The organism is Streptomyces sp. NPDC007025, from assembly GCF_042869455.1.
Classification (GTDB): Bacteria; Actinomycetota; Actinomycetes; order Streptomycetales; family Streptomycetaceae; genus Streptomyces.
Window position 1 is genome coordinate 269,755 of record NZ_JBIAFT010000004.1, and the last position, 15,088, is coordinate 284,842.

At 74.1% G+C, this 15,088-nt stretch carries 16 protein-coding genes and 1 tRNA gene; 7 read left to right on the forward strand and 10 right to left on the reverse strand.

The features are described 5' to 3' along the window. Positions 1 to 110 precede the first annotated feature (110 nt). Both ACFYMO_RS09945 and ACFYMO_RS09950 read left to right on the forward strand, forming a co-directional pair. Positions 111 to 183 (forward strand) — tRNA-His (locus tag ACFYMO_RS09945). Positions 184 to 273: 90 nt separating this feature from the next. Next, positions 274 to 1,617: a cation:proton antiporter gene (locus tag ACFYMO_RS09950; protein ID WP_366769762.1), complete on the forward strand. Its 1,344-nt coding sequence runs from the start codon at positions 274 to 276 to the stop codon at positions 1,615 to 1,617. A gap of 252 nt (positions 1,618 to 1,869) precedes the next feature. On the opposite strand, the gene ACFYMO_RS09955 is transcribed toward ACFYMO_RS09950, so the two are convergent. After that, positions 1,870 to 2,091 carry a hypothetical protein gene (locus ACFYMO_RS09955; protein ID WP_026004707.1) on the reverse strand — a complete coding sequence of 74 codons (222 nt, stop codon included), beginning with the start codon at positions 2,089 to 2,091 and terminating at the stop codon, positions 1,870 to 1,872. A 134-nt stretch (positions 2,092 to 2,225) separates the two neighbouring features. Between ACFYMO_RS09955 and ACFYMO_RS09960 the strand changes: the two genes are divergently transcribed. Further along, positions 2,226 to 2,708, forward strand: coding sequence for a DUF6233 domain-containing protein (locus ACFYMO_RS09960; RefSeq protein WP_366769761.1), 483 nt, complete (start codon positions 2,226 to 2,228; stop codon positions 2,706 to 2,708). Positions 2,709 to 2,797: 89 nt separating this feature from the next. Here ACFYMO_RS09960 and ACFYMO_RS09965 read toward each other — a convergent pair whose 3' ends face one another. The 3 genes from ACFYMO_RS09965 to ACFYMO_RS09975 all read right to left on the reverse strand — a co-directional run bounded on the left by ACFYMO_RS09965 (position 2,798) and on the right by ACFYMO_RS09975 (position 6,230). After that, positions 2,798 to 3,193 carry a M23 family metallopeptidase gene (locus ACFYMO_RS09965; protein WP_360299277.1) on the reverse strand — a complete coding sequence of 132 codons (396 nt, stop codon included), beginning with the start codon at positions 3,191 to 3,193 and terminating at the stop codon, positions 2,798 to 2,800. A gap of 701 nt (positions 3,194 to 3,894) precedes the next feature. Beyond that, entirely contained in the window at positions 3,895 to 4,989 is a 1,095-nt protein-coding gene (locus ACFYMO_RS09970) for a LacI family DNA-binding transcriptional regulator (protein WP_388545463.1), read from the reverse strand. Positions 4,990 to 5,198: 209 nt separating this feature from the next. Next, positions 5,199 to 6,230: a chitinase gene (locus tag ACFYMO_RS09975; protein ID WP_366769759.1), complete on the reverse strand. Its 1,032-nt coding sequence runs from the start codon at positions 6,228 to 6,230 to the stop codon at positions 5,199 to 5,201. Positions 6,231 to 6,560: 330 nt separating this feature from the next. Here ACFYMO_RS09975 and ACFYMO_RS09980 point away from each other — a divergent pair, with 330 nt between their 5' ends. Continuing rightward, positions 6,561 to 6,791, forward strand: coding sequence for a chaplin (locus ACFYMO_RS09980; RefSeq protein WP_026004704.1), 231 nt, complete (start codon positions 6,561 to 6,563; stop codon positions 6,789 to 6,791). Between the two features lie 90 nt (positions 6,792 to 6,881). Here ACFYMO_RS09980 and ACFYMO_RS09985 read toward each other — a convergent pair whose 3' ends face one another. The 3 genes from ACFYMO_RS09985 to ACFYMO_RS09995 all read right to left on the reverse strand — a co-directional run bounded on the left by ACFYMO_RS09985 (position 6,882) and on the right by ACFYMO_RS09995 (position 9,700). Further along, entirely contained in the window at positions 6,882 to 7,328 is a 447-nt protein-coding gene (locus ACFYMO_RS09985) for a nuclear transport factor 2 family protein (protein ID WP_366769758.1), read from the reverse strand. 211 nt (positions 7,329 to 7,539) lie between these two features. Further along, on the reverse strand, positions 7,540 to 8,967 hold the full coding sequence (locus ACFYMO_RS09990; protein ID WP_366769757.1) for a HAMP domain-containing sensor histidine kinase: 1,428 nt from the start codon (positions 8,965 to 8,967) through the stop codon (positions 7,540 to 7,542). 13 nt (positions 8,968 to 8,980) lie between these two features. Further along, on the reverse strand, positions 8,981 to 9,700 hold the full coding sequence (locus ACFYMO_RS09995; protein WP_360299613.1) for a response regulator transcription factor: 720 nt from the start codon (positions 9,698 to 9,700) through the stop codon (positions 8,981 to 8,983). A 44-nt stretch (positions 9,701 to 9,744) separates the two neighbouring features. Between ACFYMO_RS09995 and ACFYMO_RS10000 the strand changes: the two genes are divergently transcribed. After that, complete coding sequence (locus ACFYMO_RS10000) at positions 9,745 to 10,290, forward strand: hypothetical protein (RefSeq protein WP_366769756.1); 546 nt, start codon at positions 9,745 to 9,747, stop codon at positions 10,288 to 10,290. 187 nt (positions 10,291 to 10,477) lie between these two features. Here ACFYMO_RS10000 and ACFYMO_RS10005 read toward each other — a convergent pair whose 3' ends face one another. Then, the gene (locus ACFYMO_RS10005) at positions 10,478 to 11,410 is read right to left on the reverse strand and encodes a spermidine synthase (RefSeq protein WP_388545469.1); all 933 of its coding nucleotides are present in this window, start codon (positions 11,408 to 11,410) and stop codon (positions 10,478 to 10,480) included. Positions 11,411 to 11,657: 247 nt separating this feature from the next. Between ACFYMO_RS10005 and ACFYMO_RS10010 the strand changes: the two genes are divergently transcribed. After that, positions 11,658 to 12,095 carry a hypothetical protein gene (locus tag ACFYMO_RS10010; protein WP_388545472.1) on the forward strand — a complete coding sequence of 146 codons (438 nt, stop codon included), beginning with the start codon at positions 11,658 to 11,660 and terminating at the stop codon, positions 12,093 to 12,095. Between the two features lie 66 nt (positions 12,096 to 12,161). Here ACFYMO_RS10010 and ACFYMO_RS10015 read toward each other — a convergent pair whose 3' ends face one another. Next, positions 12,162 to 12,575: a hypothetical protein gene (locus ACFYMO_RS10015; RefSeq protein WP_388545475.1), complete on the reverse strand. Its 414-nt coding sequence runs from the start codon at positions 12,573 to 12,575 to the stop codon at positions 12,162 to 12,164. Positions 12,576 to 12,745: 170 nt separating this feature from the next. On the opposite strand from ACFYMO_RS10015, the gene ACFYMO_RS10020 reads away from it, so the two are divergent. Continuing rightward, positions 12,746 to 14,212 carry a tetratricopeptide repeat protein gene (locus ACFYMO_RS10020; protein WP_366769752.1) on the forward strand — a complete coding sequence of 489 codons (1,467 nt, stop codon included), beginning with the start codon at positions 12,746 to 12,748 and terminating at the stop codon, positions 14,210 to 14,212. Positions 14,213 to 14,414: 202 nt separating this feature from the next. On the opposite strand, the gene ACFYMO_RS10025 is transcribed toward ACFYMO_RS10020, so the two are convergent. Further along, positions 14,415 to 15,008 carry a histidine phosphatase family protein gene (locus ACFYMO_RS10025; RefSeq protein WP_366769751.1) on the reverse strand — a complete coding sequence of 198 codons (594 nt, stop codon included), beginning with the start codon at positions 15,006 to 15,008 and terminating at the stop codon, positions 14,415 to 14,417. Positions 15,009 to 15,088 lie beyond the last annotated feature (80 nt).

Sequence of the window (15,088 nt, forward strand, 5' to 3'; positions counted from 1 at the left end):
CAGCACCCCTGCCGGGCCCGGACCCGGAAACCTGTGCGCGAGCACGGCGCCGAACCCTGTACACTCGTAGCGGCCGGTCAGGGAAGATCTTCTCTCCCACGCCGGACATGGTGGTCGTAGCTCAGTTGGTAGAGCACCTGGTTGTGGTCCAGGATGTCGCGGGTTCAAGTCCCGTCGATCACCCTTCTCTCGGAGGCCCTGTGGCCGGCGGAAACGCGGGCCACAGGGCCTCCTGCTTGTGTGCACAACTCAGCGCGGCGGGGGTTGCTTCTCTTGGTCTTGGTCATGGTCTTCGGCATCGCACTGCTGGTCGCCGTACTGCTGTCCGGACTGGCCGCCCGCTCGGTGCTCTCCACCTCGCTGCTGTTCCTGGCGGGCGGCGCGCTGGTCGGGGACGGGGCGCTCGGGCTCATCCACGTCGCACCGGAGAGCGACATCGTCCGCGTCACGGCCGATCTGGCGCTCTTCGCCGTACTGTTCACCGACGGCATGCACGTCCGCTTCGCCGATCTGCGCGAGCGCTGGAAGAGCCCGGCCCGGGCGCTCGGGCTGGGCATGCCGCTGGCATTTTTCGGCATCGCGCTGCTCACCCACTGGCTGGTCGGCTTCGACTGGACCACCTCCTTCCTCGTCGGCGCGGTGCTCTCCCCCACCGACCCGGTCTTCGCCTCCGCCATCGTCGGGCACCGCCGGGTGCCGTCCCGGCTCCGGCAGCTCCTCAACGTGGAAAGCGGCATAAACGACGGGCTGGCGCTGCCGTTCGTACTGATCTTCCTGGCCGCCGCCGCACCCAGCGGACACAGCGAGCACGCCTCGGCCGGCAGCATCGCCCTGGAGCTGGTGCTCGGGCTGGCCTTCGGCATCGCGGCCCCGCTGCTCGTCAACGGGCTGCTGCGGTTCCGGCTGCTGGGCGCCGAACCGAAGCTGCAACCGCTGGGGCCGCTGGCCATCGGCGTGATCCTGTACGCCGTGTGCGCACTGACCCACGCCAACTCCTACCTGGCCGCCTTCAGCGCGGGCTCGGTGCTTGCGGCCGTCTCCCCCGAGGCCAAGCAGGCGTTCGAACCGCTGGGTGACTCGCTGGCCGAACTGGCCAAGTTCGCCGCGCTGCTGATCTTCGGAGCGCTGCTGACCGGGGAGCTGTTCGGGGACCTGTCGTTCGGCGGGTACGTGGTCGCCGTGCTGGCGATCGTCCTGATCCGCCCGGCCTCGCTGCTGCTGTCGCTGCTCGGTACGTCCTTCGACCGGCGGGAGAAGCTGACCGCGGCCTGGTTCGGCCCCAAGGGCTTCGCCTCGGTGGTCTACGGACTGCTGGTGCTCCAGGCCGGCATTCCGCACGGCGAGGAGGCGTTCACCCTCATCGCGGTCACCATCGCCTTCTCGATCATCGCCCACAGCAGCTCGGACGTGCCCATCGCCCGGCTGTTCGACGTCGAGGAACTCGTGGGCATCCCGGACGACAACCGAGGCCCCCGGTGGCCCTTCGGCACCGGGGCTCGGAAGACCGGGAAGCCGGCGGACGGACCGGACGGCGCGGAATCCGGCGGGGAGCCGGACCGCGCGGACTCCGGGCAGGACGGCGGCCACGGCGCCGAGCGGACCGGCACGCAGCAGTAGCGGGCGGGGTCCGGCACACGGCGGCCGGTACACAGCGATGGCACACGGCGGCGCGCACCGGGCACCGGGGGCACCGCCGCCGACTCCGGGCTGCGGCCTCCGGGCCTCTGGGCGCGGACCAGGTCCCCGGGCGGGGCGCATGCGGAGTCGCCGGAGGCCGCGAAAAACACTGCGTTCCCGGCCTCCCTGCGGGGAGACGGGAACGCAGTGCTGACGGGCAGGCAGAGCCGGTCTCTGCCAGGGGTACTCGGGTCAGTCGTTCTGCATCGGGCCGAAGACGAAGATGACCGAGTCGCTGATGATCTTGTCGTCGTCGGAGATGGAGACCTTCTTGATCTCCTTGCTGACCGACTCGTGCACCCAGTTGTACTGGTGGCCCTTCGGCCAGGCGGCGGCCGAACCGGCGCCGGCGCCGGCCAGGCCCAGGACGGCGAAGCCGACGGCGACGGAACGCGCGAGCGTGCGCATACGCATGTGAACCTCCGAGGGTTGGTTGGACGAAACCCCACAATGCGGGCCGAAGTGTCACTTTTTGGTACAACACGACAACGCGGGACGGAATGAACCCGGACGGCGCACCCCGCTTCATTCGAACTAATATTCGGGACGTGAGTGAGTGGCGTGACCGGGCGGGCCCGTGGGCACGGGCCCGGATGCCGGACGGACAGGAGCTGGACGTGATCGTCACCGGCCGCTCCCGCACGCCCGACGGCCACTGGTGGTACGAGTGCGAGGCGATCCTGCCGAGCCGCCACCAGCACCCCGACGGGCACGCCGAGCCCAAGAGCGCACCGACCGCGATCAGCGTCGCGGCCGAGGACATCGCCCCGATCCCCGGCGAGAGCTACGCCGCGGTGCCGACGACCGGTGCCGTCGCGGGCCGCCAGTGGCTGGCCGTGCGCGTGCGCGGTACCGGCGACGCGGAGCCCTGGTGGTGCGTGCACCGCCGGGACTGCTGGCAGGCCCGCGACGGCTGGCTCACCCGGCGCGTCACCGCCCGGGAGGCGGTGGAGTTGCTGGCCCGCACCGCGGAGGCGCGGGTGTGCGACATCTGCCGCCCGGACCGCGTGCTGGACCGGCTCGGCCGCTGACCGGCACCGGGCCGGGCGGACCGGAGCGGACCGCGGGCGCGGACCGCACACCCGGGCGGCCCCTCCCCGTCCGGAACCCTGCCCCGCCCTCAGCCGAGGCGTACCCCGTGGTCGGCGAGGTAGCGCACGGGGTCGACGTCCGAACCGTAGCCGCGCTGCTCGCGCACCTCGAAGTGCAGATGCGGACCGGTGGAGTGGCCCGTGTTGCCCGAGCGGCCGAGCCAGGTGCCGGCGCGCACCGCGGCTCCTTCCCGGACGAAGACCTCCGAGAGGTGCGCGAAGAGGAGATACTTGCCGTCCTCCATCCGCACGGTCACCGCCTTCCCGTAGTCACCGGCCCACCCGGCGGCCACGACCGTCCCCGGACCGACGGACCGCACGGGAGTGCCCACCCGGACCGCCAGATCGACCCCGGTGTGGTAGCCCGCCGCCCAGCCGCCCTTGACCCCGTACGCCTGTGAGATCCGCACCGGGAACTCGGTCACGGGCGAGACCCATCCGCTCTCCGCCGTCGGCGGCGGGTCCGCGGGTGCGGACCGTCCGGCCGGGTCGGACTCCGCACGCGGAGCACCGGCGTCCCCGGGGGCGCCGGGGGCGCCAGGAGATCCGGGGGCACCCGGAGGTCCGGAGGCCCCAGGGGGTCCGGTGGCCTCGGGAGTTCCGGAGGGCCCGGCTGCGGGCCCGGACGGCCGGGCGACGCCGTCGTCGGCCTCCGCGCCGGGCCCGCGGTGAGCACCGGGCCCGCGCTCAGGCGCCGTCCCGCGTTCCCTGCCGGAGCCGGCGTCCGCGCCGGGAGCGCCCGGGGAACCCGGGAGGCCGGGGAGGCCGGGGGGTGCGACAAGGCGGGGTGCGCCGGTCCGCCGGCCGTCGGCCCGCGGCTCCGCACCGCCCGGGGCGGGCAGGCCGGAGGCCTGTGACGCTGCGGGCGCGGTGGGCGGAGCCTTGGGGCCGGACCGCTTGGGGGCGGGGCTGTGCGACGACGTGGCGGTGAGGGCGAGGAAGGGTGCGGGCAGGGCGAGGAGGGTGACGGCTGCCAGGGTGCAGCCGACCAGGGGACGGCTGCGGCGCCGAGGCGCCGCGGTCGTCCGGGTGTTGCCGGTCCCGGTGCGAGCCATGTCTGCGATGCAACGGCCCCCGGGGGTCCGGCGCACCCGGAGCGCCGCCTATGGGGTGACGTGAGCTTCCGTCAGGAGGAGGCGCGGGTCACCAGTTCGGTGGGCAGCACGCGGTGCAGGCTGTCGGGTCCCTCCCCGGCCGGTCGCGCACCGGGGTCCGCGCCGGAGGTGCCCGGTGTCCACTTGCCCAGCAGCTCCAGCAGCACCCGGGCCATCTCCCCGCCCATGGCGCCGATCGGCTGGCGGACGGTGGTCAGCGGCGGGTCCGTGTGGCGGGCGACGAGCGAGTCGTCGAACCCGACCAGCGCGACGTCGTCGGGCACCGACCGGCCCGCGGCCCGCAGTGCGCGGCGCGCGCCCGCGGCCATCACGTCCGAGGCGCAGAAGACGGCGTCGAGCCCCGGGGCGCGTTCCAGTAGCTGCCGCATCGCCAGTTCCCCGCCCTCCTCGGTGAAGTCGCCGCAGGCCAGCAGGGACTCGTCCAGCGGGCGGCCCGCCGCGCGCAGCGCCTCCCGGTAGCCGTCGGTGCGGCAGCGGGCCGCGTACACGTCGCCGGGCCCGGTGACCGTGGCGATCGTGCCGCGCCCCCGCGCCAGCAGGTGGGCGACGGCGGAGCGGGCACCGCCGGTGTTGTCGCAGTCGACGTACGGCACGGGTTCGGCGGCCTGCCGCCGGCCGCCCAGCACGGCGGGGATCTCGGACCGGGCCAGCAGGTCGGGCAGCGTGTGGTCGGCGTGCACGGAGACCAGCAGCACCCCGTCGATGTGGTGGGAGGCGGCGTACTGCGCGAAGCGGTCCCGCTCCTTCGGGCCGTGCAGCAGGGTGAGCAGCAGCTGCATGTCCGCGCGGGCGAGTTCGGCGCTGATGCCGCGCACGACGGCCGGGAAGTAGGGCTCGGTGAAGAACCGGGACTCCGGTTCGGGCACCACCAGCGCGACGGTGTCCGCGCTGCCCGCCGCGAGGGCGCGGGCCACCCGGTCGGGTACGTAGCCCAGTTCGGCGACGGCGTCCTCGACCGCGGCGCGGGTGCGGTCGCTGACCCGGGCGGAGCCGTTCACGACCCGGGAGACGGTGCCGCGGCCCACTCCGGCACGGCGGGCGACCTCCTCCAGGGTCGGCCCGGACCGTGCGGTCCTGCGGGCCCGTCCGCCGCGTACTGCTGCCATGGTGCCCTCCCCCTGCCGCGGGCCCCGGCCCCGCGGGACCCGGGCGAGGAGAACATTCAACTACAACCGCCCCCGGCAGCAGGAGGGGTGCGGGCCGGGGGACAGCGGAAGGACGGGACGCGACAGCGGTGTGGGGGGGGTGCCGTCGCGCCCCGTCCGGTGGGGGGTGGCCGTGGGGGGTGGCCGTGGGGGGGGTGTGGGGGTCCGGGTCAGCCGGCGAACGCCTTGCTGAAGTCGTCGGGGCTCTGCTCGATGCTGGAACAGGTCGGATCGGCCTGGTCCTTGGGGCCGCCGGGGCACGGCTTGTCCCGGGTACCGGACCACATGGAGAGCCGGCCCATCCCGTGCTCGTCGGCGAACGCGCGGAGCTGTGCGGCGTCCTCGGGCGTGAAGACCTCCACGTTGACGTCGTTGACGCCGATCATCGGGGTGACGGCCAGCGCCTTCCAGGCGGCCTCGTCATCCAGCCCGAGCGCGGCGGCGACCTGCTCGTGGGCCGCGGTGGCCGCCTGGGTGGCGTATTCGCCCATGTCGCCGTCGTAGGAGGAGCCGTAGTCCATCGCCATGATGTTGACCGCCGACACCCGCACACCGTTGGCCTCGGCGTTCTCCAGCAGTTCCACGCCGGGTGCGGTGAGTCCCCCGGGCATCACCGGCAGGGTGTAGGAGACGTCCAGGTCCTGGTGGCTCTTCTGGAGCGCGGCGACAGCCTCGGCGCGGCGCTCGGTGGCCCGGGTGTCGGGCAGGGCCGCGCCCTCGATGTCCAGGTCGATCTTCGTGAGGTCGAAGGTGTCGATGACCTTGCCGTACGCCGCGGCGAGCTCGTCCGCCGAGTCGCAGGCCGTGCCCAGTTCGGTCCCGTTGGCGCCGCCGAACGAGACGCGCACGTCGCCGCCCTCGGCCCGCAGATCGGGGATCTGCCGGGCGACGGGGTCGTCCTCGAGCTCCTGGCCGCCGCCCCACTTCGGGACGCAGCCGCCGCCGCTGGTGACGAAGGCGAGGTTGTACTCCTGCACGCCGGTACGCGCGGCACTCGCCACGAGGTCGTAGGAGGGCTGCAGCGAGGTGTCGACGTACGGCGCGAACGGCGTGCCGGACGCGTCGGCCGCCGCCTCCTCGCCTGCCGTCGCGTTGCCCGCGAGCAGGAGGCCGCCGCCCGCCACGAGCGCCGCGGCGGCGGCGCTCATGGCCGTCCTGGCGGCGCGGCTGGTGCGGCGGCGGTGGCCTGCGGTGTTCGTCATCGTGTTGCTGCCTCGTTCCGTGGGGGGAATCCGCTGGATGGAGCGAGCAGCACGTTACTGACGTCGAATCGGGCAAATGCCGCCTTGCAGACATCGGTCGGAGTCCTTAGGGCGCTCTTAAGGCAGCGGAAAGGGCCGCGTTAAGGGGCGCCCCCCGGTGGCGGGAGGCCTGCGGCACGGGCCCCGGTCCCGCCGGTTGCTCCATTCGCCGCACGGTTCCACCACTCCGTGGAGTGACGGTGGGGCGCTGGTCGGAAAGTCACAACGCCTGGCCCGTCTCGCTGTGCCTGGATAGTGCGCAAGTTGTCTGTCTCCTGGAGGAAGAACACCATGCTTCGTCACGTGACCACTGCCGCCTGCGCCGCCGCCCTCGTCCTGGGCGGGGCCTCCGCCGCGGCCGCCGACGCCGGTGCCCAGGGCGGCGCCGCCAACTCGCCGGGTGTGCTCAGCGGCAACGTCGTCCAGGTTCCGGTCCACATCCCCGTCCAGGTGTGTGGCAACTCCGTCAACGTCATCGGGCTGCTGAACCCGGCCCTGGGCAACAAGTGCATCGCTAAGTAGGCGACGGCGGACGCACAGCGCCGCCGGGTCCGGACCCCACGCGTCCCGGACCCGGCGGCGTTCGCCGTCTGCGCCCTCCGGGCGACCGGGTCAGACCAGGCCCAGACCCGGGTCACCGGTGTAGGCACGGGCGACGGCGAGGGAGTCCTCGTAGATGCGGAACGAGGTGATCAGTCCCTCCGCGGTCGTGAACCGGACGACGAGCTCGTCCTCCAGCACCTCTTCCGAGGGATGGAACCGGAAGGTGAAGCGGCCGTTGACGAAAACCGCGCCGGCGGACGCGTGGCTGTGCAGCACGTCGAACGCCAGCGGCTCGACGGCCTCGAACAGCGGGGCGTAGTACCCGTACCGCAGCGTCTCCCGCCCGCGGTGCGTTCCCACCCAGGGCACGATCTGTGCGTCACCCGGAATGATCCAGACGGCCTCCTGGGCCACCAGCCCGAGCAGCCGGTCCACGTCGCGGTCGGCGAAGGCGGCCAGGTAGGCGTTGACAGCGGGGTCCTCGGTGGGCCCTTCGGCGAGTGCGTCACTGCTCATGGAGTCCAGCTCTCCTTCCGGCGGATGCGGTGCGGCCTCCACCCTCCCCCCGTCCGCGCGCTCCGCCTCGGCGGCGCACAGGAGCCGGGCACTCCACCACCCGCGCACCGCAACCGGGCGCGCGGCGCGCCTCGCGCACGCGTGGTTCGGCCTCCGCGTACGCGTCCGCGCGCGCGGCACCCGCGGGCGGCGGCTCCGGCGCACGCCCGGCTCAGCGGTAGGCCGGGCGCCGGAGCCGACGGCGCACCCGGCGGCTCGCCCGGGACCGCGGGCCGGCGCCCTCGCGCAACGCGAGCCACATCCGCACCTCGGTGCCGCCGAGCACCGAGCGGCCCAGCCGTACGTCGCCGCCGGTGGACTCCGCGACACGGCGCACGATGTCCAGTCCGAGCCCCGTCGAGCCCGGGCCGCCGTCGCCGTGGCCGCGGCGCAGCGCCGCCTCCGGGTCGGGGATGCCGGGACCGGCGTCGGAGACCAGCACGATGACGGCCTCGCTGCCGGGGCCGCCGCTGTGCAGATCGACGGAGAAGGCGGTCCCCTCCGCGGTGTGCCGGAAGACGTTGCCCAGCAGCGCGTCCACGGCCGCGGCGAGTTCGGCGCGGGCCACCGGCACCCGCACCGGGCGCTCGGCCCCCGCGACGCGTGCCTCGCGCCCCTCGTCCTCGGCCAGCGCAGACCAGAAGGCCATCCGCTCGCGGATCACCTCGGCCGCGTCCGAGGCGACCGCGTGCGGCGTGCCCGGCGACTGGGCGCGCTGCTCGCGGGCCGCCCCGATGATCCGGTCGACCTCCGCCTCCAACTGCGCGACGGCGGCCCGCGTCTGGTCGGCGGTGTCGCCCTCGCCGAGCGAGGCGGCGTTGAGCCGCAGCACGGTCAGCGGAGTGCGCAGCCGGTGGGAGAGGTCGGCGGCCAACTCGCGCTCGTTGGCGAGCAGCTGGACGACCTGGTCGGCCATGGAGTTGAAGGCCGCTGCGGCCGAACGCAGTTCGGTCGGCCCCTCCTCGGGCACCCGCACGTCCAGAGCGCCTTCACCCAGGTCGTGCGCGGCTCCGGCGAGCCGCTCGGCGGGCCGCACCATCCGGGTGCCGAGCCGGTCGGCGACCACGACCGAACCGAGCACCAGGGCGATGCCGACCCCGGCGAGCATCATCCAGGAGGTGGCCACGCCCCGGGTGACCTCGTCATCGGGGACGAACACCTCGACGACCGCGACCTCCCCGCCCGCCACCGCGATGGGGCGCAGCAGCGCGTACCCGCCCTCGACCTCGACGGTGGAGGCGCGGCCGAGCCGCCGCGCGGCGGCCAGCCGGTCCCGCGGCGCACGGCTTCGCCCGACGCGCAGTTCCTCCCGGCCGGCCGAGGAGGTGCCGCCCGCGGCGTCGGACCCGGCGGTCCCGGCCGGTACGTGCACCGCGATCCGGCCCTCGCCACCCGCCTGGGTGATGGCGACGGCGCGCTGGAGCGCACGGCGGTCGCGGGTGAGGGCCAGCACCGGACCGACCGCCGACGCCTGCCGCTCGGCGCCCGCGAAGGCCCGGTCGCGGGCGGTCTCCTCGACCACCAGCGCCAGCGGCACCGCGAAGGCCACCACCACCATCACCGTCACGGCGAGGCAGACCTTCACCAACGCCCATCTCACGCGGGCCCGCCGCTCACCCGGGTCCGTCCCCGCCCTGCGGCGGTTCCAGCTTGACGCCGACACCGCGCAGTGTGTGCAGATAGCGCGGCCGGGCGGCCGTCTCCCCCAACTTCCGCCGCAGCCAGGAGAGATGCACGTCGATCGTCTGGTCGTCCCCGTAGGACTGCTGCCACACCTCGGCCAGCAGCTCCTTGCGCGGGACGACGACTCCGGGCCGCCCGGCCAGGAACGCGAGCAGGTCGAACTCCCGGCGGGTGAGGGCGAGTACAGCACCGTCCAACTGGGCCATCCTGCGCAGCGGATCGACCACGAGCCCGCCCACCCGCAGCACGCCGTCCCCGGCGCTCTCCCCGCTGCCGCCGAACTCCCCGGCGCGGGTGCGGCGCAGCACGGCCGCCATCCGGGCCGAGAGGTGGGCCACCGAGAACGGCTTGACCAAGTAGTCGTCCGCGCCCGCGTGCAGCAGCCGGACGATCTCGGCCTCGTCGTCCCGCGCGGTGGCGATGATCACGGGCACGTCCGTGATGCCGCGCAGCATCTTCAGGGCCTCCGCGCCGTCCAGATCCGGCAGTCCGAGATCGAGGACGACCACGTCGAAACCGACCTGCGCCACCTCGCGCAGGGCCTCCAGCGCCGTCCCCACGCTGCGGACCGCGTGCGCGGCCTCGGTGAGGTGCCGGATGAGGGCGGAGCGCACGAACTGGTCGTCCTCGACCACGAGCACACTTGCCATGGGCGGAACCGTACGACATTCCGACTGGCTCTACCCTGACGGGGATGCAGCGCCTGAGTCGACGTACCGGACCGCGCTGGCTGCCCGTCGGGGCCTGGCTCCTGACCACCGGCGCCGCCACCGCGCTCTCCTGGTTCGGTGTCCACGCGGTGCTGGGCGACAGCGCCTACGACAGTCCCGGGGCGCTGCCCGTCTCCGACGGGCCCGCCGACCGCGCCTCGCCCCGGGCCTCCTCCACCCACCGGCCCGAACCGCGCCCCTCGTCCGCGTCGCCCACACCCTCCGAGTCCCCCACCCCGAAGAAGCCGAGCACCCCCGCCCCCTCCCGCCCGGACGAGGACCGGCGCAGCCCGAGCGGACGCCCCACCGGCCAGGTCAGAGGCGTGACCGTACGCGGCGGCAGAGCCGTCTTCGACCTCAGCGGCGGCACCGGGACGCTGGTGTCAGCGACGCCGGATCCCGGCTGGCAGATGAAGGTCTGGCACGCGCCCGGCTACATCCGGGTGACGTTCACCGACGGCGCCTCGTCCTCCTCGGTCTTCTGCCGCTGGGACGACGCGGCGCCCCGCGTGGAGACCTTCGCCGGCTGACCACCCGCGGGAGCGGCGAATCCCGCGGGCCGCCCCGGGGCCGGGAATACCGGAATTCGGAATTTCGCTTTTCGGGTGCGTCCGAGGGGTCACCTTCGGGGAGTCCGCGTCTTCCGGCTTCCGGCTTCCGGCTTCCGGCTTACGGCTTCCGGCTTCCGGCTTCCGGCTTCCGGCTTCCGGCTTCCGGCTATTCGAAAGTGCCCTCCGGCGGTGGCGGGGACGCCGTGGCCGTCGCGTCCGTCACCACCGCGGCGCCGGCCGTGAACGCGTCCAGGGAGCGCCCGGACTCCACCCGGCCGGGGTGCGGGTCACCCGCCGTGCGCCGGGTCAGCTCGGCGACGGGCAGCTCGTCCGCGGCGGCCAGCAACACCCCGTTGCCGAACCTGCGGCCACGCAGCACCGCGGGGTCGGCGAGCAGGCAGCGCTGCGGGAAGACCGCGGCCGCCGTGGCGATCTGGGCCCGCAGATGGCGCAGCGGCGCACCGTCCACGATGTTCGCCGCGTACCACCCGGCGGGACGCAGCACCCGCCGCACCTCGTGCAGGAATTCCACGCTGGTGAGGTGCGCGGGGGTGCGGGCGCCGCCGAAGACGTCGGCGATGACGAGATCCGCCCACGCCTCGGGCAGCTTCCGCAGGGCGGCGCGCGCGTCGCCGCTCCGCACCCTGACGCGTCGGCCCTGCTCCAGCGGGAGGTGCTCGCGCACCAGCCGGGTCAGCGCCTCGTCCGCCTCCACCGCCTGCTGGGTGGAGCGCGGCCGGGTGGCGGCGACGTACCGCGCCAGCGTGAGCGCTCCGCCTCCCAGGTGCAGGACCTGGACCGGGCGGCCGGGCGGCGCGAGGAGGTCCACCACGTGCCCGAGCCTCCGCTGGTACTCGAAGCCGAGGTGGGTGGGGTCGTCGAGGTCGACGTACGACTGCGGGGCCCCGTCCAGCAGCAGGGACCAGGCGTGCGGCCGGTCGGGGTCGGGTACCAGCGCCGCCGCGCCGCCGTCCACCCGCGCGCGGACGATGTCGCCGCCCCGCTCCCTGCCCCGCGGTTCGGAGCGCTGTCCGGCACGCCCCTTGCCGCTCGCCCTGCCGCGCTCGTCGGCGCGCCGCCGTGCCGTACCCCGTGCCATGCGGCCATTGTCCGACACTCCTCCCGGGTAACCCACACGAGCGTTTTCCCGATGGTGCCGCGCGCCTGTCCGGGATCGTTGCCCCTCGTCCCGTAGGGTGCGGCGGCCCGACTCCGGTCGGATAACTACAATACGAAAAGTGCGGAATTCTTGCTTTCGCCTTTGACTGTCCTTGATTCTCTCTTTTGTCGCTTCGAAATCGAGCGATCGGCTCTGTCGGCCGTGCGACTGAGAAAAGAGGAAAGGAATGAAAGTTCGGAATTTCCTGGCTTCGCTGGGCATGAGCGCGGTACTCGCGCTCGGAATCGGCGGCGCGGTGGCCCCCGCCGCGGCGGCCGCGGCACCCGGCGCTCCTGCGGCCAGTGCTCCGGCACCCGGGGTGGCGGCGAACGCGGACTACGCGAGCAAGGATCTCAAGACCGGCGGGACCCGGACCGGCAAGGCGTCACCGGCCGGCCGGTTCGGACAGGCCCTGCCTCCGGCGCGGGCCTCCCTGCGCTGCTGGAGCCCCTACCTCTCCGGGCGGGTCTTCGCGATCTCCTGCTCCGGGTCGGCGTACCGGGTCTTCGTCGACTGCTCGAACCGGGTCCGCTACGCCACACCCGTCCTGTCGGGCAGCAAGCGCGTGACACTGGTCTGCCCGGCCGGCACCCGGGCCCTGCGCGGCGGCGCCTACGGGCGCTGATCCCGCGGAGCACAGTGGGCTGCCGAGCGTTCCGGGGCGGGGCGCCGGCAGCCCTTCGACGCGCCGCTACCCGCGCCCGGCGGCGGCGATGGTGCGGGCCGCCTCGCCGAGGGCGGCGCGGAGTTCGGCGGGCTCGGTGGCGTGCGCGTAGGCGCCTTCCGGGGGCACCAGCCAGCCGGTGCCGGCCACCGGGGGCTCGACCGACGCGCCGCGCGCCCCGGACCCGTACCCCTCGGCCGTCGGCACGGCGGTCTGGGTGCAGGCGCTGCCCGGCAGGTCCCAGCAGTCCGCGGTGCCGGGCGGGACGAGGAAGCCGAGGGTGTCCCCGGCGCGGTCGTGCAAGACCGGACCGACGCCGTCGCGGAGCCTGAGGATGTCCACGGCCTCGAGCCCGTGCCGGGCGGGCACGGTCACCAGGTCGCAGGGGCCGGGAACGCACCGGGCCGCCCGCGCGTCACTGCCTACGCCAGTGTCCAACAACTCAGACGCCTCCTCGCGGTCGTTGTGCCACGTTCAACGGCTGTCCTTGTCAACGGCTACGGCGGCGAACCAGCGCATTGGATGGCACTTCATGGCAGAAGCAGGGTGAGATATCCCGTTTGTAGCCAAACACTGGGTGCCCGCACCGTCACAGCCGGTACGTTTCAGCCATGGCGTCGCCACCCTCAACGTCACCAGCACCGCAGCATCGCCCCAACACCGCTTTCCGGGCGCTGAGGGGGCATCTCTCCCCGGGGGAGTTCGCGGCGGCCGTACGCCGCTCGGCCCGCGAGATCGGCGAACAGGTCTCCTGCGACGCGCGCTACATCGGGCGCGTGGAGTCCGGGGAGATCAGATGCCCCAACTACGCCTACGAGCGGGTGTTCCTGCACATGTTTCCGGGCTGTTCGCTGACGGACATGGGCTTCGCACCCCGCGAGGCGGTGCGCGGTCGCGCAGCGCGCACTCACAGGGCGCACACGAGTGAGCGTGCGCCCCTGCAATCCACCACGCGCCGCAACGATTCCACCCACTCGCCACACCCCCCACTCACCATCCGTTCCGACAGCCCTGGTTTCACCGCATTCCTCAACTGTCCCGAGTACGACGAGGAGAGCGACGTGCTACGTCGCGCTTTCATGACCGGCGGTCCAGCCGCCGTTGCCGCCACCTCCCTGAGCGGTACCGCGCCCAGCGCCCGAGCCGCCCACCCCACGCCCCCGGCGAGCCCCGCGCACGCGCACGTGGGGGACGCCGAGGCCGGTGCCGTCGAGGACGCCGTGCGCCGGATCCGGCTGCTCGACGACCGGCACGGCGGCACCCGGCTCTACCGCCGGGCGATCGGCTCGCTACAGGCCGCGTACGGCATGCTGGACGCGGGCACCCACCGCCAGTCGATCACCGACAGGCTGCACGCCGGGGCGGGCGAACTGGCCATCTCCGTGGGCTGGCTGGCCCACGACTCCGGCCGCTACGGCGACGCCCGCTCGCACTACGGGGAGGCGCTGGCCACCGCACGGGTCGCCCAGGATCCGGCGCTGGAGGCGCACGCATTCTGCAACACCGCCTTCCTCGCCCGGGACGCGTGCCGCCCCCGGGAAGCCGTACGGGCGGCACAGGCCGGCCGGCAGGCCGCCGAGAGCCTCGGCTCGCACCACCTGCTGTCGCTGCTCGCGCTGCGCGAGGCCGGGGGCTGGTCCGGCCTGGGCGACCGTGCGGGCTGCCAACAGGCACTGGCCCGGGCCCGCCGGCTGTTCGCCAAAGGCACCTGCGAGAACGACCCCGAATGGATGACCTTCTTCGGAGAGGCGGAGTTGGAGGGACTGGAGGCGCAGTGCTGGTCGGCGCTGGGCATGTGGGACCGCGCCGCGGAGCACGCCGCCCGGGCCGTACAGCTCCAGGACCCGCACTTCACGCGCAACCGCGCACTGTTCACCGCCGAACTCGCGGGCGATCTGGCCGCGCTGGGCCAGGCCGAGGAGGCGGCGGCCGCCGGATCCCAGGTGCTGGACTTCCTCGGTCGCGTCCAGTCCACCCGGATCAGCGCCATGCTGGAGGCGGCGGCCGAACGGCTCACCGCCTTCCGCGGGGAGCCCGCGGTGGCCGCCTTCCTCGACCGCCGGGCGGCGACGGTCTGACGGCCCGCACCCGAGCGGTGCGCGGCGCCGCCGGTGGCCCGCGCCGCCTGGAACCACCCGGAACCGCAGGCAGCCACCACCGCGCGCCGGCCGCGGCGCACCGCCGCTCCCCCGCCCGCAGCACGCCCGGCGCGCTCGGGGCGGGCGCGGGAGCCGAGGGGACGGCGGGCGCGGCGCGCCGGTCGGCCCGGCAGCGGGCCGGTCAGTCCAGGTGCCCGGTGTCGTTCCAGCGCTCGACGGCGGGATCGCCGTAGGCCCAGCCGAGGATCGAGAGCGAGGCGGGGTCCAGCTTGAGGCGGGCCGCGAACGACGGGTCGTAGCCCAGCCAACGGGCCCCCAGCACGCGCAGGATGTGGCCGTGCGCGAAGACCAGCACGTCGCGGTCGGCCGAGCGTGCCCAGCGCACCACCTCGTCGGCGCGCGCTGCGACCTCGGCCAGCGTCTCGCCGCCGGTCACGCCGTCCCGCCAGATGAACCAGTCGTCCCCGGCACGCTCCCGGATCTGCGGCGGGGTGAGCCCCTCGTAGTCGCCGTAGTCCCACTCCATCAGCGCGTCCCACGGCTGCGCCTGCGGGAAGCCCGCCAGCTCGCAGGTCTCACTGGCGCGGACCAGCGGGCTGGTGCGCACCTCGGCGCCGGGCAGCCCGTTCCAGGGCGCCCGGTGCAGCCGCTCGCCCAGCAGCTTCGCCATCCGGCGCCCCTCGTCCAGCAGCGGTACGTCCGTGCGGCCGGTGTGCTGCCCGGTCACCGACCATGCGGTCTGACCGTGCCGGACGAGGAGGATGCGCGCTGCCATAGAGACCTCTCGGACGTGCTTCTCGGTGCTCCGGTCTGTCCGGAAACCACCCCTCCATCTTCACTCAGCCCGCGCGGAAA

What these genes read in the sequence shown, in the direction of transcription:
- ACFYMO_RS09955 (WP_026004707.1), bottom strand. Translation starts at nt 2,091, where the DNA reads ATGCGTATGCGCACGCTCGCGCGTTCCGTCGCCGTCGGCTTCGCCGTC.
- ACFYMO_RS09970 (WP_388545463.1), bottom strand. Translation starts at nt 4,989, where the DNA reads ATGGCAGCAGTACGCGGCGGACGGGCCCGCAGGACCGCACGGTCCGGG.
- ACFYMO_RS09975 (WP_366769759.1), bottom strand. Translation starts at nt 6,230, where the DNA reads ATGACGAACACCGCAGGCCACCGCCGCCGCACCAGCCGCGCCGCCAGG.
- ACFYMO_RS09980 (WP_026004704.1), top strand. Translation starts at nt 6,561, where the DNA reads ATGCTTCGTCACGTGACCACTGCCGCCTGCGCCGCCGCCCTCGTCCTG.
- ACFYMO_RS09985 (WP_366769758.1), bottom strand. Translation starts at nt 7,328, where the DNA reads ATGAGCAGTGACGCACTCGCCGAAGGGCCCACCGAGGACCCCGCTGTC.
- ACFYMO_RS09995 (WP_360299613.1), bottom strand. Translation starts at nt 9,700, where the DNA reads ATGGCAAGTGTGCTCGTGGTCGAGGACGACCAGTTCGTGCGCTCCGCC.
- ACFYMO_RS10000 (WP_366769756.1), top strand. Translation starts at nt 9,745, where the DNA reads ATGCAGCGCCTGAGTCGACGTACCGGACCGCGCTGGCTGCCCGTCGGG.
- ACFYMO_RS10005 (WP_388545469.1), bottom strand. Translation starts at nt 11,410, where the DNA reads ATGGCACGGGGTACGGCACGGCGGCGCGCCGACGAGCGCGGCAGGGCG.
- ACFYMO_RS10010 (WP_388545472.1), top strand. Translation starts at nt 11,658, where the DNA reads ATGAAAGTTCGGAATTTCCTGGCTTCGCTGGGCATGAGCGCGGTACTC.
- ACFYMO_RS10020 (WP_366769752.1), top strand. Translation starts at nt 12,746, where the DNA reads ATGGCGTCGCCACCCTCAACGTCACCAGCACCGCAGCATCGCCCCAAC.
- ACFYMO_RS10025 (WP_366769751.1), bottom strand. Translation starts at nt 15,008, where the DNA reads ATGGCAGCGCGCATCCTCCTCGTCCGGCACGGTCAGACCGCATGGTCG.